The following is an 18,726-nucleotide window of genomic DNA, read 5'->3' as shown; positions in this document are numbered from 1 at the left end:
GAAGTGCCGCTTCGTGATGTATGCGAAGCGGCATTTTTTGCCGCCATGCCATCTGCTGGCAAGCTATCATCAGCCTGCCGCTTTCGACGCCAGTCGTGGCCGATGGCGGCTACATGCTGGCAAACGGCAGCATTGCCGTGCATGGCTCGGCCGAGAGTCTGAAGCTGGGGGCGGCGGCCAATCTGCTGCGCCAGCGACAGGCGCAAGGGAGATCCTATGTCGAGGATGCGGGCCGCAGCGACAGCGTGACGCGCCTGGACAGCAGCGCTGCGCCTGCTGTTCGAGCGCAGCCTGTAAGCATCAGTGCCTGGTGGGCTTTTCCTGCTGCACCAGAATGAACGGGCTGACGACGACGGCCCACAGGGCCGCATCGGCGGCTTGCCAGTCCAGCGCCTGCTGGTCCGACACCTTGGCCACTTTGCCATCGACCATCCATTGCGTGATGGTGGACTTGTCATCGTGCGAAATGCGCACGGCCACTTCGACCAGGTCGAGTTCATTGGCGACCCAGACGACGTTGCCCTGGGCGAAGTGCTTTTCCAGTTCACTCCAGGCCAGGCGGGCCGTTTCGCTGTTCACTTTGAGGCGCAGTTCGGTGTCTTTTTCAGGATTGGTTTGCATGCGAAATATCAATGTTCGGTGAGTCGGGTGCCGTTGCGCGCGGCTGGCTTGCCTTACAGGGCTTCCACGCGTGGCGTCGGCGTACCCCGCCATGTTAACCGATAGGCGCCACCTTTGCGAACATTGCCTACCAGGGCAGGGCGGAAGCAGGCCAGGTTGGTGCCGCTGGCGTGCCGGACGCTGGGGAAGATCACGCCCATGGAGCCCGCTTCGAGCAGGATGGCGGCCAGGTCTTGCGAGGCGATGTAGCTGGCCGGGTCCAGGCAAGCCTGGTAGCGCTGCTGGCCGCGCAGGTCGTGGAAGCTGGCGGAGAAATCGGCCAGCAGCGACTGGTAGCTGACGCTGTCGTCGAAATGGTCGATTTCCTGGTATTCCACGGTTTTATGGAAAATGATCTCGGCCAGCGCCGTCTGCATGTCGAAGGCGCAATACCAGGCGCCCCGCTCGCCATCGTTGAACCGTGCCCCTTCCGGGCGGGCATAGGTATAGGCGGCGTTGATGATGCGAAAGTTCGGCACGCCAAAAACCAGCTCGTCCACGCCAATTCCTGGCGCGCCGCCGTACTCGGCCACCAGGCGCGCATTGGTCGCGTTATCGAGCTCGAACAGCTCGCGCAGGTGCTCGTCGTCCTCGGCCAGCGGCGCCAGCACGGAGTCTTCCATGTCGGCGAAACGCGAGGGAATCAGGCGGCAAGTGTCGATCTGGCGCAGGGCGGCCAGCGGCGGCAGGTGGTCATGGGCGGTGGTGGGCAAGATTACAGCCCTCCGCGGCGCGCGTCGAGCAGCTTGCGCACCGTCTGCATGGCCAGCAAGCCGCCGGCCAGCATCTGCGACAGGGGCGTGCGGCCACCGAAGATAGGATTCTTGTTGGGCAGACTCACCCATTCGTCGGCCAGCTTGTCGCCGTACAGGATGTGCAAGGCCTTGTAGATGCCCAGCAAATAGGAAATGCGCGTGATGCGGTCCACTTCCAGCACGCGGTCCGGGTGCTTTTTCCACTCGTACCAGGCGCTGCTGGACAGGCCGCCCAGCAGTTCGCGCGCATCGTCGTCGCGCAGTTTCCAGGCGGCGGCCAGCTTGAAAAAACCTTTCAGGGCCGCCTGCGACAATCGCTCGCGCTCGGCTTTGGCATTCAGGTCGACGAGCACGGCCGGTTCGAAGCGGCTCTTGGGGTAGGCGTAGGCGAGATTCATGGCACTCCTTCAACAAAACTCTGTTTATGGACTATTTATACTCCTTTTAAGGATTCTTCGCAAGGTGCGCGCGCATGAAAAAGGGGCGCAGCAGGACAGGTGTCCCGCTGCGCCCCGTTGGCAAGCCGTGCTGGCTTATTTTGCCGTGACGGTGACCGGCACGTTCAGTTGCGCCGTCAAGCCGTTATTGTCCAGCGCCACGAGCTTCAGCGTATAGCTGCCGGTCACCGCTTGCGGCCAGTAGGCCGTGATGGTCAGGCCGCTCATGGAAAACTGCATGCCCAGCGGCGCGCCGTCGATCGAGATCCGCAGCGAGGTCGCCCCTGGCGCCGTCAGCACGATGCTGCCGCTCATGGCCTTGCCCGCCACGCCCGTCATGGCGGCGGCCGTGATGGTGGGACCGGCGGCGGCGATTTTCACCGTCGTCACGGCCTGGCCCGACAGGCCGGTCTTGCTGTCTTTGGCGATGACGGTCACGTTGTAGCTGCCCAGCACGGGGCTGGCCCAGCTGACGACGCCGGCGGCATTGACAGTCATGCCGGACGGCGCGCCCGACAGGCTGTAGGTGACGGCGTTGGGCGCCACCGTCGTGACGGTGAACGACAGTGCCACACCGGGCTTGCCAGTCACGCTGGCCGCCGTGACCACGGGCGGCAGCGGGGCGGCGATGGCCACCGTGTAGATGCCTTTGCCGCTCAAGCCGGTCTTGCTATCCTTGGCCGTGACGGTGACGGCATAGGTGCCCGCCAGCGGCGCGGCCCAGCTCACCAGGCCTGCGCTGCTGATGCTCATGCCGGCCGGCGCGCCGGCGAGCGTATAGCTGACGGGGTTCGGTGCGGTGACGCTGACAGTGAAGGCCAGCGCGGTGCCGACCTTGCCGGTGACGGCGCCGGCGACGACGACAGGCGCCGGTTGCGGCGCGATGACGATGTTGTACACGGCCTGGCCACTGAGGCCACTGACGGTGTCCTTGGCCACCATGGTCACGGCATACGTGCCGGCGATGGGGGCGGCCCAGCTGACGACGCCCGTGGCGGCGATACTCATGCCGGCCGGCGCGCCCAGCATGGTGTAGCTGAGGGCATTGGCCGCGCTGGCCGATACCGTAAACGAGAGTGGCGTGCCGACCATGCCGCTGATGCTGGCCCCCGTCACCACGGGCGCGACCGGGGCGATCTGCGTGCCGGACAGGCTGGCCAGCAGGTTTTTCACGTTGGGCGTGCCCAGGCCGCCCAGCGGGTCATAGCCGACCCTGGCCGTGCACACGCTGCAGGTGCCGTTACTGCCGCGCGTGATGTCGGCAAAGCTGCTGGCAAAGGTGCCGGGTACGGTGGCGATCTGGCCGTACAGTATGCTGTGCGGCAAGCCGAGCGCTGTCTTCGCTTGCAGCGCGCGGCTGGCGTTGGCGATGGCGACCAGGCCGGCCCACTGTGGCGTGGACAGGCTGGTGCCGCCGATGCTGAGCCAGCTGGCGGTGCTGCTGCCCTGTGCCATCACGGCCGTGTACTGGCCGGTGGCAGGGTCGGCATTGAAGGCCACGTCGGCCACATTGCGGCGCAGCAAGCCCGTCATGCCCGGTACGTTGCTGGCGCTCTGGTAAGAGGGCAGTGCCGTATAGGCGCTGATGCCGCCGCCCGTGCCGGACCAAGCCGCTTCGCTGCGCGTGCCCGTGCCGCTGTAGCTGAGCGTGGTGCCGCCCACGGCCAGCACGTTCGGTGACACGGACGGCCAGGACACGCCGCTGCCCGAGTCGCCCGTGGCTGCCAGGTAGCTCATGTTCTTGCCCGTGAAGGCGCTGTCGACGGAAGCCGTCCAGCTGCCCTCGGCGGCGCCAAAGCTCATCGACACGACACCAGGCCCCATCAGGTTGGCCAGGCGCACGGCGCCCAGCAGGCTGTTGATGGAAGCGTCGGGCGCCTCGATCAGCACGATGCGCGCCAGCGGCGCCGTGGCATGTGCCCACTGCACGTCGAGCGCGATTTCCATGGCCCAGCCCGAGTTATAGGCGGGCGCGGTGGTCGTCATGGTGCTCGATGGCGTGTTGTAGACGATGGACAATTCGCAGCCGCTGGCCGGCGCTGGCGGCAAGGGCAGGGTGGCATTCGTGGCGATGGCCTTGGTGGTGCAGCCGGGCAAGCCGAATTTCTGGTTGAAGATGGTCAGTTCGGCCGCCGCGTTCGGGTTGTGCATGGCGTCGACGATGTAGATCGTCTGCCCCGCGCCCAGTTGCGCCGCCTGGCTAGGCGTCAGCGCCGTGCCCGCTGCCGGCAGCGCGGGCAAGTCGTAGGCGGCACGGATTTGCGCGGGAGAGTAGGTTGCCACCACGCTGCTGCCGGCCATCGGCGCGACGGTGTCCGCCGCGCCGCCCGTTTGCAGCGGCGCGATGTCCTGCGCCGCCTGTTGCGCGGCGGCGATCTTTTGCGCCGTCAGGCGCCGCGTGGACATCTCCGTCATGGCGCCGGGTACCCGCTGCATGTGCGGGCGCCAGTGGGCCGAGCCGCTGCTGTTGGCGCTGTCGCGCCCGTCAGGCGCATCGAGCAGGGCGGGGGCGGCATGGAACATCGGCTGCGCCACCAGCGCACCGACGGCGGCGGGGATGACGGGCACTTCGACAGTGAATTGGGTTGCCGCCGTGGCAATGGCGGCGGGCGGCACCGATGTCTCTTGGCCCGGGCCGCAAGCGCCCAGCAGGATGGCGGCAGTGGCGCCCAGCAGCAGGTGCCCGTGACGGGGATGCAGGGGGGTGAATTTTTTCATGGCGAAACTCTCCGAGTTGGCGAGGGCCACATCTCGACAATGCATCCTGGCATGGTGCCGCGCGCTGGCGGTCCCGGCCCTGCATTGGCAGCCCCGCTGCCGTGGCGCTTGCGCGCGGTAGGCCGGTGGCTTTGCGTCCCCGCCTTTCGACGGGTTTGCCCTCAGAATTGATCATACATCGTTAAAACTTCCTGATGTGCTATCAATTCTAGTGAATTTGCCAAATAAGTGTTAACTATTTTCAATGAACATTTTCATTATTGCAATGAAATGTGGCGAATTTGCCTATTCTCGGGTGCAATATTGCCAGCTTGATTAAGCCTTATAGGCAAGGTTATCGGAGGGTTATCGATGCGTGACAGTGTTTTTTCACAGCAACGGTGCTTGTTCCTTCTATTGCATTAATGAATTTAATGAATTTATCGAATATGCTGTTTCAAGCATCCGCCTCGAAAACCATGCCAGGATATGGCGCTGCGCGGCAGGCCGCCAGCCGCTGCGCCAGGCTGCCCGCATGGGCTTCCAGTTGGTGGCCGTCCGGGTCGAGAAAATACAGGGAATCGCCGGCGCTGCGATTTTGCTGCCATTCCACTACCCCGGCCGTGCGCAGGCGGGCGGCAAAGGCGGCGAAGTCTTGCTGCGAGATGGAAAAGGCATAGTGTGTGTAGCTGCCGCCCTTGCCGTTGGCCGCTCCCGCATCCAGCGACAGGCACAGCCACAAATCCCCGGCCGACAGATAGGCGCCCCGGTCCCAATGCGCATGCAGGCGCAGGCCCAAGGTGTCGCGGTAAAAGACGACGCCGCGCGCCAGGTCGCGCACGGACAGGGTGAGGTGGTTTAGGCCGGTCAACATGGTGCTTGGCAACTTTTAGGCGGGGTAGGCCTGTGTCGGCCATCGCCATGATTTGATATGACTTTGTTCCACACAAGTTTGAGATACAGCAACAAGACCACAAACATCACGGCACCTGACCAAACCGTAGCGAGCGGCAGTGATTTGTGGCCGAGAAGCGCAACCGTGCCAGGGCACGGTGAGCATCGCCGGCCGCAAAGCGCGACGCGCAGTAGGTTTGGGCCGGTGCCATCAGATAGGTTCAGCATGCTCCACCATCAACTGTACTTTCGTCGTGCCATTGTATTCATTCGCATCGAGCCGGAAGGCGACCCGGCTGCGTTCGCCTAGGGAATCGGTATGGCCGAACCAGATGGCGTCGAAGCGCACGCCGTTCTTTTCCAGCAGCAGCTTCAAATGGCGCTCTTTTAAAATGCGCTGGCTGACGACGCGAAATTCGTCGCAGAAGACGGGCGGGGCGAAGCCCTGGCCCCACACTTGGCCATCCATCAGCTCGATGAAGGCCGTCGTGTAATACGCGTCTTCCAGCGGGCCGTCCGTTTCCACGACTCTTTCCAGCTGTTGCTGGCTGAGCCAGGCCTGGCCCACGGCTTCGAAGGCCTGGGAAAACGCCTCGAAGGCGTCGGCGCGGATGGTCAAGCCCGCCGCCATGGCGTGGCCGCCGAACTTGTCGATCAGGCTGGGCGCCCGTTTCGACACGAGGTCGAGCGCGTCGCGCAAATGAAAGCCGGGAATCGAGCGGCCCGAGCCCTTGATCCAGCCGTCCGCGCCGGGCGCGAACGTGATGGTCGGACGATAAAACTTTTCTTTCAGGCGCGAGGCGACGATGCCGATCACGCCCTGGTGCCAGGAGGCATCGAAGACGCTGATGGTGCTGCTGTTGGCCGGTTCGAAATCGTCGAGGTGCAGCAGGGCCGTATCCTGCATTTCCGCCTCGATTTCGCGCCGCTTCAGGTTGATGTCGTTCAATTGCTGGGCCAGCGCCCAGGCGCGGCCTTCGTCGTCCGTGATCAGGCATTCGATGCCCAGCGACATGTCCTGCAGGCGGCCGGCCGCATTCAGGCGCGGGCCCAGGGCAAAGCCCAGGTCGAACGGCGTGGCGCTGCGCGCTTCGCGGCCCGCCACGCGGAACAGGGCGGCCACGCCCGCGTGCATATTGCCCTTGCGCATGCGTTTGAGACCTTGCGCGACGAGGATGCGGTTGTTGCTATCGAGGCGCACCACGTCGGCCACCGTGCCCAGCGCCACCAGGTCGAGCAGGTTGTCGAGCTTGGGTTGCGTCTGCGCATCGAACACGCCGCGCCGGCGCAGTTCCGCGCGTAGGGCCAGCAGCACGTAGAACACGACGCCCACACCGGCCAGGTTCTTGCTGGGAAAACCGCAGGCGGGCTGGTTCGGGTTGACGATGACGGCCGCGTCGGGCAGGGTGTCGGCCGGCAAATGGTGGTCGGTGACGACCACCTGGATGCCGCGCCGGTTCGCTTCGGCCACGCCGTCGATGCTGGCGATGCCGTTGTCGACGGTGATGATGATGTCGGGCGACTTTTCGCGGGCCGTCAGTTCGACGATTTCCGGCGTCAGGCCGTAGCCGTATTCAAAACGGTTGGGCACGATGAAATCGACGTCGGCGCCCATGGCGCGCAAGCCGCGGATGGCCACGGCGCAGGCGGTGGCGCCGTCGCAATCGTAGTCGGCCACGATGACCATGCGTTTCTTGGCAGCAATGGCGTCGGCCAGGAAGACGCCGGCCGCGCCGATGTGCAGCAAGCCGGATGGCGGCATCAGGGCCGCCAGTTCACTCGACAGTTCTGCCGCGTCCGTCAAGCCGCGCGAAGCGTACAGGCGGGCCAGCACGGGGTGGATGCCGCCCTGGCGCAGCGATTCGGATTCGCGGTAAGGGCAGGGGCGGGTGGCGATGCGGGTACGGGTCATGATGCTTTCAACTTGTTCAGGGTAATCGCGCGCCAGAATTTGCGCTGCGCATGCTTGCTGGTGGTGACGTCGAGCCAGGCGTCGCGGTGGCTCAGCACCAGGCGCAACTGGCCCAGGCGGCCATCTTTGAGGGCCGCCAGCAGGGGGACGAACCAGTCCGCTTCCAGCGCTTGCAACTGTTGCAGCCACATGCCCCATTCCTGGGCCTGCGCCGCTTCGATCAGGCCGCCCAGCACGACGATCGCCTCCTGTTGGCTTGCCAGCACACTGTTTGGACTGGCATCGCGCCGTGCCGGTTCCGCCAGCGCGGCCAGCCAGCCCGGTGCGTCCCTGGTATGCAGGCTGGCGGCGCAGCGCGTAGCTTCAGCGTTGGCCAGGCTGGCGCCCCAGATCCAGAAGGAATTGATGGCTTTCAAGCCCCGTTCCTCGCGCGCCGCATTGACAGGGTGTTCATGCCACAGCATCTGCACTTCATTTTGCAGGCGGCGCGCGGCGCGCGCGTGCTCGCCTTCCGGCATCCAGACGGACAGGTCCTGTGTGGTGGCGGCGTCCGGCGAGGCGCATTGCAAGTCGCTCCAGGCATCGGCGCGCATGAACCAGGTGCCCGCATCGCCATACGCCAGCGGCTGGCCGATTTCGTCGAAATACGGGGCCGCAATGTCGAACAGGGCGCGCCCGTCATCCTCGCTCAGCTTGAGCTGGCGCAAGTCTTCCAGGCTGATATGGCTGCGGGCGATGGCCAGGTGGGCCGGATGCAGCAGGAAATAGCGGCCGCCCGGTTCCGGCGCGAGGCCGTAGCCGCGCATGGCCTGGGCGGCGAAGGCCGCCTGCGCCGCCTCGCCGTTGGGTGCGGGCGCCAGGGTCAGCGCATGCGCCAGCCACGCTTCGTGCGGCAGCAGGCGCTTGACGTTGTCAAAAGCTTCCAAATTGTAAGCGGAGGTGCGCGACAGCAGGGCCGCCAGCGCGGGTGCTTGCAAGACCTTGAGCAGGTCGGCAGCCAGTTCGGCATTGGGCAAGGCGAAGGGCAGGACGAGGGTAAGTTGATTCATCCCGAGATTGTAGGCGATTGTGGCACCGCGCGAGAAGGGCGCATGGGTTTTCGCCGTGGGCACCGTCCATTGCAGGCGCGGGAGGGTATGCCGGCATGCACATTGAAATTTTCATTAATGCAACAAAACTATCCGCACACAGCGGTGGTCATGAGGCTCACTGATAGCTCATCGTGAACTGCATTTGCCCCTTCACCGTGCCGGCCGCGACCGTTCCCGTCGAGATATATTGCACTTTCAATGGAATGGACATGGTGCTGGCCGACGCGCCGACCAGCCACTGGTTCGTATTGCCCGCGTCAGGCAAGGCCGGTCCATATTTCACGGGGCCGCCGCTGTTCGACACGCGCAGCTTCACGCTTTGCGCGGTGGAATCGGCCGTGAGGTTCAAGTTGCTGGTGGTGGTGTCGGAGCCATTCATGTCGGTCAAGGTGATGTAGACGTTCACGCCGGCCGGGCAGGACGCAAGATCGATGCTGAAGGCGGTGTCGCCCGCCGCCGTGCCTGCAGGGCTCAATGCGCTTGCTTTGACGGGTGGCAAGACCACGCTCGGTGGCGCGCTCAGCGTGCAAGTGGCGCCGTTCGCGACGATCGTCGTGCTACCCAGATAAATCTTCACATCGGTCGTCATGGTAGTCGAACCGCCACCCGTGCGATCATTGCTGCCCAAGGACGCCAGCTCAATCGTGGGAATCGAGCCGCCCACCGTCACCGGCGTGGCGGTCGTGATCAGTCTATACCTGAACCCGAAGGAGCCGCTCGCCAATGTGCTGGTATAGGTCAGGGCGGGATCGACGAAGGGGACATAATAATTAGTCCCGCCGCTGTAGCCCTGCGTGGAGATAAGCCCGTTGTAGTTGTCGGAACCAGGATAGCTCGTATCCCTCACTTCGATGCCGATCCCCGCGATGCCGGTATCCCATACCCACGTGGCGGGCACGGTGATTGCGGCCCGCGACGGGGTAATGCCCACGTTGTAGCCGTGTATGTTAGGGAGGTCGGGGTTTGTAGAAGGATTCGCCGGACACGTCCACGTTCCCGACGAAGTCTGCGTCGCACCGATCTGTGTGCCCACCGGCGCATTGCGCGGCACCGTCACCGTGCCGAAGGTGATCGTCGTGGCAGCGGGGGTGATCGTGCAATTCTTCGCCTGCGCCGGCGCGCTCAAGATCAGGCCGGTACAGCCGGCGGCCCACACGAGCAGCACGCCGGATAATTTCTTGATAAAGTGGCATGAAAGCAAGCTGTTCATTGTATTTTTCCTCCGCTGGACAGCCGTGCCATTGCCGGGCTTGCCATGATGCCCGTCGCACCGCACACGGCGTCGATATGCGCATACGCGCCCCTGTCTTCGCCCTTGGGCGGCAGGCGATACGCGAAGGCGCACTGGTCGTCGGCGGCCTCGCCCCATTTCGCCGTGAGCGTGCCCTCGTCGGCCACGCCGCGAACGAAGATGCGGCTGTTCTGACCGATCGCGCCCACGCCTTGCCCCTGCGCGTCATACACCGTCGCGCCGAAGGGCAGCGCTGCGCCGTCCGGCAAGCGGGCCGCGATCACCGCCGCCCGGCCGGCCACCGTGTCGAAGCGTATCACCACCACCGCATTCGCGCGCGGCGCCACCTGCTGGCTGGTGGACTTGAATTCGACGTCGAGCGGCATCCCGTTCGGATCGATGTCGACCGTGTTCAGGCTGTACGGCGATAAGTACGGAATCACCGCGTAGCCGAAGCGGTCGATGCGCACGCCGGACGCATTGGTGACGCGGGCGCCTTTCGCGTCTTTCGCCTCGACCACAGCTATCGTGTCACCCAGGCTGTTGGCCAGGGTCACGCCACCCGGGTGCGCGACGATGGCGCCCGTCACCCCCGCCGACATCTGCGAGTAAGCCGCGCCGCCGCTGGCGCTGGCGGCGAACGTCGCGTACGGGCTGCGATACTGGCCGTTCACGCCGGCCGTGCCTGAGCCTGGCGCACGATTCGCCGTGACGCCGTACGTGTAGGCGTTGTCCGCGCCGGCCGAGCCGTTCAGCATGGCCTGTGCGGAGGAGCCGTTTGTATTGTTGTGTGTGAGAAATGTCGACAAGCTTGGCGCGTGCTCGCCCGTGCCGAGCGCCATCGACACGCTGGCGAAGGCCTGGTTGTGCATTTGTCCCGTCAGGCCGTTGCGCTGGCGCGACAGCGACACGTTGTAGCTGAAGCTGGTGCCGAGCGCGCGCCGCGTATTGTTGTAGCCCAGTTGGAACTGCACGGTGGCGCCGCCCCGATTCCAGTAATCCTGCGTCGACGCCAGCACATAGGTATTACCCCAGTCGTTCACCAGGCCCTGGTTCAGGGTCAGCTGCAGCTGGTTGCGCCGGCGGTCGACGGCGCCCGGATCCCGCCCCGCGGCCGCTTCGCTGCGCGCCAGCATCGCGTCGCGCAAGGCCCAGAAGCCGCTCGACGAATAGCGATAGGCGGCCAGCGCGAAGTTGGTGCCGGTGGCGGGCAGCAGTTTGCTGTAGCTGAGCCGCACGCTCTGGCCCGTGGTGTTGTTCAGGCCGCGAATCTGCGCGCGCGCGCCCGTCACGTCGACGGCGACGGCGCCTGCAGGCGTGTTGAACGCCGTGCCCAGCAAGCCAGCCAGGTAGCCATCGGCAACGATCGTGCCCGCATAGGCGGTGAGGAAATTGTTGAAGCCGTGCTGCACCGTGCCCTGCACAAGATGGGGGCGCCCGTTCGACTGCGCGTCGCGCAACTGGCCGGCGGCGACATGGAAGCGCGTGGCGCCGGGGCGCAGCAATTGCGCCACCGACGCATATGGCACGGGGAAACTGTGCGCGCTGCCATCGGCTTCCGTCACCGTGACGAGCAGGTCGCCGCCATAGCCGGTGGCATACAGGTCGTTGATTTCAAAGGGGCCGGGCGCCACGGTGGCCTCGTACAGCTTGTTGCCGTTCTGCGTCACGCTTACGCGGGCATTGCTCACGGCCACGCCGCGTATCAGCGGCGCATAGCCGCGCAGCGAGCCGGGCAGCATGCGGTCGTCGCTGGCGAGCGCCATGCCGCGTACGCCGATGCTGTCGAACACGGCGCCGTCGGTGAAGGCATCGCCGAGCGTCAACTGGCTGCGCAGGGAGGGCAGTTCGTGCTGCAGGTAGGTGGCGATGTTCTGATAGGTGCGCTGCCCGCCCGTCTGCCACGTCAGCGCGGTATTTTGCCGCAGGTGCCAGCTGCCGAGATTGACCCCGCCGTTCAGGCCCAGGTATGTCTGCGTGCCCGCCGACCCGGCGCCGGCCACGTGAAAGGTATTCAGGCTGTAGCCGAGGGTGGCCGACGTGACGCCTTCGTCCCAGAATTCCGGACTCACGTAGCCTTGCGGCTTGCGCAGCAGGAAGGCTTGCGGAATGCCCAGGTCGAGCCGCAGCTCGGACAGCTCGAAGGCTTGCGTGGCGCCGTCGACCAGTCCGGCGAGATCCGGGCACGCGCCCGCCCGGGCTATCGCCAGTGTGGCGCGCGCCTGGGCGGACAGCTTCGCCACGTCGAGGCCCAGGCGCGCGATCACGGTTTTGTCCATGCATGGCACGGCACCTGCGGCACCGGCATGCGTGACGAAGCGCAGCGCATCGTGGCCGATCCAATTGCCGTTCAGGTAGAGGTCGACCGGGTATTCGCCGGGCTGCACCGGATTGCCGCGCGCGAAACGCGCCACGTCGACGCTTTGGCCTGGCGGCTTCATCAGGAAATCGCTGTTGAACTGCACCTCGGCCACTTCGGCCACTTCGGCGCAGGCGGGCGGGGCGACCCATGCAGCGAGCGCGCCCAGCAGGGCGGCATGGCTGCGCCTGCGCGCAAGCCACGTTCCGGCACGCGGCCGCGCAGACTGTTCCCGGGTACGCATGGCTTACTCGTTCGTGCCCTTGCGCAGGGTCTTGCCGCTCACGCCGGCGCCATAATCGTTGATGAAGGTGTAGTCGACCTGCGTGGGCATGGCGGCGCGCGGCGCGGCGTTGCCGAGGTCGAAGTCCGCGCTGGCGCCGGGGGCCAGCATGCCGCCCCTGTCATTGCTCCAGCTCGCCACGCCGTCCGCAGCGGTGATCTTGCTGAATGTCACGTGGTACGGCGTGGGGTTGCTGGCCGTCAGCACGTAGCGGCCATTGTCCTTGCGCTTGAATTGCCAGCGCACCAGGGCGGCCGCATCGTCGGCCTTGCCCGGCAGTCCCGAGGGACGGAAGAACAGCTTGATGCGCGTGCGGAATGCCAGTTGCAGGAAATTCGGACTGTCCGCGTTCGCGGCGGCGCCGGCGCGCGGCGGCACTTCAAGCACATTGAGCCAGAACAGGGATTCTTTGTCTTGCGGCAACGGCTCTTGCGTATAGATCAGGCGCAAGCTCTGTCCCTTCCTTGGATCGAGGCGGAACAGGGGCGGCAGCAGGGTGAACGGCACCTTCGATTCGTCCGGCAGGGCGTTCGGATTGCCCGTATCGAGCCACGCCTGCACCAGGGCCGGCGCATTGCCTTCATTGGCAAGCTTGATGGTGACTTCGCGGTCGCTGGCGAGATAGATCACGCGCGTCCCGCCAATTACGACAGACGCATGCGCGCCCGCCATCATGCATGACAAGGCGAAAATCGCGATCGTTCTGGATAATTTGTTGCGCACTGGCATTTTGCTATTTTGTAATTTTGATTACATGCTGAATTCGTATTTCGTTCTGTCACTCTGCCAACCGGTGCATTTTCGGGGCACCGCTTAACACCGCGTCAATTCCTGATCATTACTGGTAGGACATCGTGTACATGACGGACGTATTGACCGTGCCGACACCGGCCGCGCCGCCAGTCGCCACGTACTGGGCGAAGTAATTGAGGGTGGCCGCGTTGCTGGCGATCGCCACACTCTGCGAGTTCTGCGACGCCTCTGCCGCACCCAGCATGATCGCGGTGTCGGTGGCGTCGGAGTTGAGCAGGCCGATTTGTACTTTGGTCGCCGTACCCGCCGAATTTTTCAGTCGGCCCGTTGCCGTATCGATGGTCGTGCCCGCTTCGAAATAGGCCGAGACATTGCCCGTGGCCGACGTGCAGGCCGTCAGCACGATCTTGAACGGCGTGCGGCCCGCCGTGGCGCCGTCAACGGAGAGTGACGAGGCCGAGACCGGGGGCAGCGCGACGGTGAAGTCCTTGCCGGCGCCGCCGTTGATGGTGCAGGTCTGGGCCGTGACCTGGCCCGTGAACGTGATGGTGCCGTCGGCGGCGCGTGTGAGGGCCGGCATGGAGGTGGCAGCAACGATGAGCGTCGCCAAAGCGCCTGAGCGGGCAAATTTCATAGGTATCCTATTGAGAAGTGAAGTGTTGCATGAAAGGGCGTGTGCATGGCGGGCACGGTGATCGCTGTAGCTGGCTAAGCACGGAAAACGCTGACAGACCTGGCAATGGAGCCAGCGCCGTCGATAAGCAATTATATGGACGTAATTTGCACCGCGCATTTAACTAGTTGAAGTTGTTGTTGTAGCGCCTATATTTTTTGCCGTCAAAACTTAGTGACAATTAAGCTAGTTGATTGACGGAATAGTCATATTTCGCGAACCTGTGCAATTCCCCTCCGTAAAGCGCATGGCGCGTATCGAGCGCAACCGGACAAGGGCCAAATCTGAATCGCCGCTTCTTGGGTTGAAGTCGCTGCCGCGACGCATGCTGTTCCTCAATGATGAGGATCTCTGCCGCAGGGGGAAACTTTTTCCAGTGCACGAGGGTGTATAAAAAAGACAACGAAGTTGTGACAATACTTATACATTCACAAAAAATAAATTCTTTTTTGAAAACATTTGAAATATAATTAGATGCTGTAAAAACAACCACCGTTTCCGTCTGGTTGTGTCGTTTGGCTTTTGTGTCCCTCAAAACTGTATGCAAAATGCTGCCGGCTTCATTTTTTTAAACAAGTTTCTTTCTTGGAAGCCCACCCATGTATACATTCGCCGCTTTGCGCAGCCAGGTTGATCGCGCCCTGGTCTCTCACGTTTCCACTTCTGCCGCCACCGCTGCGCGTCGCCAGGAGGCCGCATGACTACCTATAATTTGTCGACCACGGTTCACGTGTGCGAAGACATCAACAAGAACTTTGATATCCGCGACTTGCTGGTACAGGCCGGCTACACGGCGCAAGGCGAGCTGAACATCAAGAACTTTACCGTCCTGTTGCCGGATGATACGGAATCGACCAGCAACACGCCTCTGTTCGGCATGCTCGACGCGGACACCGTGTATGTGCGTCCCGGCGACTGGGCAGCCAACTACAACGGCAATTTCTCGACCATCCAGGTGACGATCGACAAGGGCAATGGCGATATCGTCCAGCTGGAACTGCAAGTGATCATCGATCCCGTCAACGACGCGCCCGACGCGGCAGACAAGACCTTCAACCTGGTCGATGGCGCCAGCGTCGTGCTCAGCGAAAGCGATTTCGGCTTCCACGACGACGTCGAGCACGACGGCTTCAAGTCCATCGTCATCACCAATACCACCACTGCCGGTCAGGTCTTGCTCAATGGCGTGGCCGTCGCGGTCGGCACGGAAGTCTCGATCGATGACATCCGCGCGGGCCACCTGGTCTTCGTGCCGAGCCAAACCGTGGCCGGCAATTTCGACCTGGGCTTCAAGGTGCGCGATGACGGCGGCACCGCCGGTTGCAACGCGCAAGACCTGAGCCTGGTGCCGCATCACCTGACCTTCAACGTACCGATGGCCCATTTGGGCGACTTCGTCTGGGAAGACAAGAACGCCAACGGCGTGCAGGATGCGGGCGAGGCGGGCATCGCCAATGTCGTGGTGCAATTGAAAGACGGCGCGGGCGCCGTGGTGGCATCGACCACTACCGACGCCAATGGCGGCTACCACTTCGATGTCGATCCCGGCACGTATTCCGTCACCGTCGTCACGCCGAATGGCTACACGGCGACGGCGGCCAACCAGGGCGGCGACGCGGCCAAGGATAGCAATATCGATGCGGCCGGCAACATGGCGCCCGTCACCCTGGCGCCGGGCGCGACCAATTCGAGCCTGGACGCGGGCCTGTACCGCGCCGCCGAACTGGGCGACCGCGTGTGGTTCGATGCCAACAAGAATGGCGTGCAAGATGCGGGTGAAGCGGGCGTGGCTGGCGTGAAAGTGACTTTGCTCGATGCGTCCGGCAACGCCGTCGGCAGCCCGCTCGTCACGGATGCGAATGGCAACTACCTGTTCACGAATCTGAAGCCGGGCGCCTACAGCGTCCAGTTCGACAAGACCAGCCTGCCTGCCGGCTATGCCTTTACGGGCCAGGACCAGGGCGGCGATGACCTGCGCGATTCCGACGCTGGCGCCATCGACGGCAAGACGGCGCAAGTGCTGCTCGCTTCCGGCGACAGCAACCATAGCCTGGATGCGGGCATCGTGGCCTTGCCGGCCTCCTTGGGCGACCGCGTCTGGCATGATGCCAACTTGAACGGCGTGCAGGATGCGGGCGAAGCCGGCATCAGCGGCGTCACGGTGCAGCTGAAAAATGCGGCCGGCAGCGTGATCGGCTCGACCGTCACGGATGCCACCGGCTATTACAATTTCAGCGTCGATGCCGGCACGTATTCCGTCGCCGTCGTCGCGCCGCCAGGCTATTTGAGCACGGTCAAGGATGCGGGTGGCAACGATGCGCTCGACAGCGACATCAATGCCGCAGGCCAGAGCGCCCTGGTGACGGTTGCAGCCGGCCAGAACTACAAGGACCTCGATGCCGGCCTGTATAAAACAGCCAGCATTGGCGACCGCGTGTGGTTTGACGCCAACGGCAACGGCACGCAGGATGCGGGCGAAGCGGGCGTCGGCGGCGTGAAAGTCAATCTGTACAACGCCTCGGGTGCCGTGGTGGCCAGCGCCACCACGGATGCCAGCGGTCATTATCTGTTCAGCAACCTGGTGCCAGGCAATTACTACCTGGGCTTCGTGCCGCCGGCCGGCTACAATTTCACCAAGGCCGACGTGGGCGGCTACGCCACCGATTCGGATGTCAATCCGGCCACGGGTCTGACCACCACCATGATCGCGCTGAAATCGGGTGACGTCCAGCTCGATTGGGATGCGGGCCTGGTCAAATGCGCGCCTGTTACCGGCAGCATCGGCAATCGCGTGTGGGAAGACAATAACTACAATGGCGTGCAGGATGCGGGCGAACTGGGCGTGGCGGGGGTGAAAGTCAACCTGCTCAATGCCAGCAACCAGATCATTGCCACGACAACGACAAATGCCAGCGGCAATTATCTGTTCGATAATCTCGTCGCCGGCAGCTACAAGGTGGCAGTCGTGCGTCCATCGGGGTTCTATTACACCAAGGCCAACCTGGGCAGCGATACGACCGATTCCGACGTCGATACGAGCACGGGGCGCTCCGGCCTGATCAACCTGGCTGCCGGCCAGAACGACATGAGCTGGGATGCGGGCATCTACCGCAAAGCCAGCCTGGGCGACAAGGTGTGGCGCGACGCCGACCATGACGGCGTGCAGGATAGCAATGAGGCGGGTATCGCCAACATCAAGGTGCAACTGTTTTCGGGCAGTGGCGCGCTGTTGGCTACCACCTACACCAACTCCAACGGCAACTACAAGTTTGCCGACCTCGATCCGGGCAGCTACTCGCTCAAGTTCGATAAGTCGGGCGTGTATCACGCCGGCTACGCCATGGATAGCTGGCGCTGGGGCGTGAAGAACGTGGGCTCGAACGACAACATCGATTCCGACGTCAACAGCAATGGCTCGTATGCCAACGTGGTCTACACGGATATCCTGAAACTGGCCTCGGGCCAGAACGACATGAGCTGGGATGCCGCCATCACGCCTATCGTGATCGACCTGAACGGTGATGGCGTGCATACCATCGCCCGCGCCGATTTCCATGGCAGCTTCGACTTGCTGGGCACGGGCAGCGCCATCCAGTCGGGCTGGGTCTCGGCCCATGACGGCTTGCTGGCCATCGACAGCAATGGCAATGGCAAGATCGACAATATTTCCGAACTGTTTGGCGGCAACGAGAAGGGCACGGGCTTTGCCAAGCTGTCCAGCTATGACTCGAACGGCGACGGCGTGGTCGACGCGAAAGATGACAAGTTTGCCGAACTGCGCATCTGGCGCGACGCCAACAGCAATGGCGTGACGGACGACGGCGAACTGATGTCGTTGCATGACGCGGGCGTCGCCAGCCTGACGGTATCCTACACGGCACTGCCTTTCCTCGACGCCAACGACAACCTGCACCTGGAGCGCAGCAGCGCCACCCTGGCCAACGGCAAGACGGTCGACATGACGGACGTGTACTTCAACGTCGATGCCAAGGATGCGGCCAAGGCCGGCGTATCGCTGCCAAGCATGGCCGACCTGCTGCGCGACGACCATGCGCTCGACACGGCGCTGGGGCAGGATGCGAGCGTCGCCACGGTGGCTGCAGCCCCGGCTGCTCCCGCTGTCGAAGCCCAGGCCCAGTGCGAGATGGCGGAGGTCTTGCGCCGCGCCATGGCACACACCACTGCACAGCCCCAGGAAATGGCTGCCTGATGTCTCTTGCCGGGCCGTAATCCTGCCCGGCGCTCTCCACATTGAATAAATCATAGGGAATACACCATGAAACAATCCATGCACCTGATCGTCCGCGCCGCCATCACAGCCGCTGTTTTCACCCTCGCCAGCGGCAGCGCCCTGGCCGCCTCCAATCTGCAAGTGATCGACTCGCATAGCGTCAGTGTGTTTACGGCCAGCGGCGGTGCCTTCGGCGCCGGCAACGCCATCTCGCCTACCTTGTGGCAGGTCAAGTACGACAGCAATACCTTCCTGGCCTTTTGCCTCGATCCCCATGTTGGGCTGAGCAACGTCTCGAACAACTACAGCAGTGGCGTCTTTGCCGCCAGCGACGCCGTCAAGCGCCTGTACGAGGGCTATTACGCCTCGTCCATCGCGAATGTGTCGACCAATGCCAACAGTGCCGCCGCCTTCCAGGTGGCCCTGTGGGAATTGAACAATGACAACAGCAATGTGTTGACGGGTGAGCTGCGCTTCAGGAACCTGAGCAATGCAGTCGTCAGCGAAGCGAACGCCATGCTGGGCGTGGCGACAGGCGACGGCAGCATCAAGAACCTGTACAACTACACCAGCCTGAGCAGCGTCAACCCTGCTTCGCAAACCCTGCTGAGCGTGTCGCCGGTGCCGGAAGCGCAAACCTGGGCCATGCTGGTAGCGGGCCTGGGCTTGCTGGGCTTCATGGCGCGCCGCCGCAAAGCCGGTCAACTCTGAAGCAGTAGTCGCTAGCTTGAAGTAACTGCTGCTGCGGCG

General features: G+C 63.7%; 14 protein-coding genes and 1 riboswitch. Of the genes, 3 read left to right on the top strand and 11 right to left on the bottom strand.

Annotated features, from left to right (window positions below; translation table 11 throughout):
• Positions 1-20: 20 nt before the first annotated feature.
• The gene (locus O0882_RS10715; RefSeq protein ID WP_289947746.1) at positions 21-338 is read left to right on the top strand and encodes a hypothetical protein; all 318 of its coding nucleotides are present in this window, start codon (positions 21-23) and stop codon (positions 336-338) included.
• Here O0882_RS10715 and O0882_RS10710 read toward each other — a convergent pair.
• The 11 genes from O0882_RS10710 to O0882_RS10660 all read right to left on the bottom strand — a co-directional run bounded on the left by O0882_RS10710 (position 301) and on the right by O0882_RS10660 (position 13,706).
• Complete coding sequence (locus tag O0882_RS10710) at positions 301-621, bottom strand: DUF2288 domain-containing protein (protein WP_289947745.1); 321 nt, start codon at positions 619-621, stop codon at positions 301-303. The genes O0882_RS10715 and O0882_RS10710 overlap by 38 nt on opposite strands.
• Positions 622-674: 53 nt before the next feature.
• On the bottom strand, positions 675-1,373 hold the full coding sequence (locus tag O0882_RS10705; RefSeq protein ID WP_289947743.1) for an RES family NAD+ phosphorylase: 699 nt from the start codon (positions 1,371-1,373) through the stop codon (positions 675-677).
• A 2-nt stretch (positions 1,374-1,375) separates the two neighbouring features.
• Positions 1,376-1,813, bottom strand: a complete 438-nt coding sequence (locus O0882_RS10700) for an MbcA/ParS/Xre antitoxin family protein (RefSeq protein WP_071076812.1) — start codon at positions 1,811-1,813, stop codon at positions 1,376-1,378.
• A gap of 135 nt (positions 1,814-1,948) precedes the next feature.
• Positions 1,949-4,570, bottom strand: a complete 2,622-nt coding sequence (locus O0882_RS10695; protein WP_289947740.1) for a S53 family peptidase — start codon at positions 4,568-4,570, stop codon at positions 1,949-1,951.
• Between the two features lie 83 nt (positions 4,571-4,653).
• Positions 4,654-4,740, bottom strand: a riboswitch (cyclic di-GMP riboswitch).
• A 266-nt stretch (positions 4,741-5,006) separates the two neighbouring features.
• Positions 5,007-5,423 carry a fosfomycin resistance glutathione transferase gene (gene fos, locus O0882_RS10690; protein WP_289947738.1) on the bottom strand — a complete coding sequence of 139 codons (417 nt, stop codon included), beginning with the start codon at positions 5,421-5,423 and terminating at the stop codon, positions 5,007-5,009.
• Positions 5,424-5,654: 231 nt separating this feature from the next.
• Positions 5,655-7,355 carry a single-stranded-DNA-specific exonuclease RecJ gene (gene recJ, locus O0882_RS10685; RefSeq protein ID WP_289947736.1) on the bottom strand — a complete coding sequence of 567 codons (1,701 nt, stop codon included), beginning with the start codon at positions 7,353-7,355 and terminating at the stop codon, positions 5,655-5,657.
• Positions 7,352-8,404, bottom strand: a complete 1,053-nt coding sequence (locus O0882_RS10680) for a hypothetical protein (RefSeq protein WP_289947734.1) — start codon at positions 8,402-8,404, stop codon at positions 7,352-7,354. Before O0882_RS10680 ends, recJ begins: the two co-directional genes overlap by 4 nt.
• 157 nt (positions 8,405-8,561) lie before the next feature.
• Entirely contained in the window at positions 8,562-9,656 is a 1,095-nt protein-coding gene (locus O0882_RS10675) for a fimbrial protein (RefSeq protein ID WP_289947732.1), read from the bottom strand.
• Positions 9,653-12,280 carry a fimbria/pilus outer membrane usher protein gene (locus O0882_RS10670; RefSeq protein ID WP_289947730.1) on the bottom strand — a complete coding sequence of 876 codons (2,628 nt, stop codon included), beginning with the start codon at positions 12,278-12,280 and terminating at the stop codon, positions 9,653-9,655. The genes O0882_RS10675 and O0882_RS10670 overlap by 4 nt, the downstream gene beginning before the upstream one ends.
• 3 nt (positions 12,281-12,283) lie before the next feature.
• Positions 12,284-12,991 (bottom strand): fimbria/pilus periplasmic chaperone, encoded by a 708-nt coding sequence (locus O0882_RS10665; protein WP_354670260.1) that lies wholly within the window; start codon positions 12,989-12,991, stop codon positions 12,284-12,286.
• 166 nt (positions 12,992-13,157) lie between these two features.
• Positions 13,158-13,706: a fimbrial protein gene (locus O0882_RS10660; protein WP_289947727.1), complete on the bottom strand. Its 549-nt coding sequence runs from the start codon at positions 13,704-13,706 to the stop codon at positions 13,158-13,160.
• A 736-nt stretch (positions 13,707-14,442) separates the two neighbouring features.
• Between O0882_RS10660 and O0882_RS10655 the strand changes: the two genes are divergently transcribed.
• Together O0882_RS10655 and O0882_RS10650 are read left to right on the top strand one after the other, a co-directional pair.
• Positions 14,443-17,955 (top strand): SdrD B-like domain-containing protein, encoded by a 3,513-nt coding sequence (locus tag O0882_RS10655; RefSeq protein WP_289947725.1) that lies wholly within the window; start codon positions 14,443-14,445, stop codon positions 17,953-17,955.
• A gap of 66 nt (positions 17,956-18,021) precedes the next feature.
• Positions 18,022-18,687 (top strand): PEP-CTERM sorting domain-containing protein, encoded by a 666-nt coding sequence (locus tag O0882_RS10650; protein WP_289947723.1) that lies wholly within the window; start codon positions 18,022-18,024, stop codon positions 18,685-18,687.
• The last annotated feature ends 39 nt before the right edge of the window (positions 18,688-18,726 follow it).

The sequence above is a fragment of the Janthinobacterium sp. SUN073 genome, assembly GCF_030397665.1.
In the GTDB taxonomy this organism is placed as follows: Bacteria; Pseudomonadota; Gammaproteobacteria; order Burkholderiales; family Burkholderiaceae_D; genus Janthinobacterium.
This window is presented reverse-complemented; position numbering and strand designations above follow the sequence as displayed.

Bases quoted from the DNA above. Each gene is read 5' to 3' on its own strand.
- O0882_RS10715 (WP_289947746.1), top strand. From the start codon at position 21: ATGCGAAGCGGCATTTTTTGCCGCCATGCCATCTGCTGGCAAGCTATC.
- O0882_RS10710 (WP_289947745.1), bottom strand. From the start codon at position 621: ATGCAAACCAATCCTGAAAAAGACACCGAACTGCGCCTCAAAGTGAAC.
- O0882_RS10700 (WP_071076812.1), bottom strand. From the start codon at position 1,813: ATGAATCTCGCCTACGCCTACCCCAAGAGCCGCTTCGAACCGGCCGTG.
- O0882_RS10695 (WP_289947740.1), bottom strand. From the start codon at position 4,570: ATGAAAAAATTCACCCCCCTGCATCCCCGTCACGGGCACCTGCTGCTG.
- fos (WP_289947738.1), bottom strand. From the start codon at position 5,423: ATGTTGACCGGCCTAAACCACCTCACCCTGTCCGTGCGCGACCTGGCG.
- recJ (WP_289947736.1), bottom strand. From the start codon at position 7,355: ATGACCCGTACCCGCATCGCCACCCGCCCCTGCCCTTACCGCGAATCC.
- O0882_RS10680 (WP_289947734.1), bottom strand. From the start codon at position 8,404: ATGAATCAACTTACCCTCGTCCTGCCCTTCGCCTTGCCCAATGCCGAA.
- O0882_RS10675 (WP_289947732.1), bottom strand. From the start codon at position 9,656: ATGAACAGCTTGCTTTCATGCCACTTTATCAAGAAATTATCCGGCGTG.
- O0882_RS10670 (WP_289947730.1), bottom strand. From the start codon at position 12,280: ATGCGTACCCGGGAACAGTCTGCGCGGCCGCGTGCCGGAACGTGGCTT.
- O0882_RS10665 (WP_354670260.1), bottom strand. From the start codon at position 12,991: ATGGCGGGCGCGCATGCGTCTGTCGTAATTGGCGGGACGCGCGTGATC.
- O0882_RS10660 (WP_289947727.1), bottom strand. From the start codon at position 13,706: ATGAAATTTGCCCGCTCAGGCGCTTTGGCGACGCTCATCGTTGCTGCC.
- O0882_RS10655 (WP_289947725.1), top strand. From the start codon at position 14,443: ATGACTACCTATAATTTGTCGACCACGGTTCACGTGTGCGAAGACATC.
- O0882_RS10650 (WP_289947723.1), top strand. From the start codon at position 18,022: ATGAAACAATCCATGCACCTGATCGTCCGCGCCGCCATCACAGCCGCT.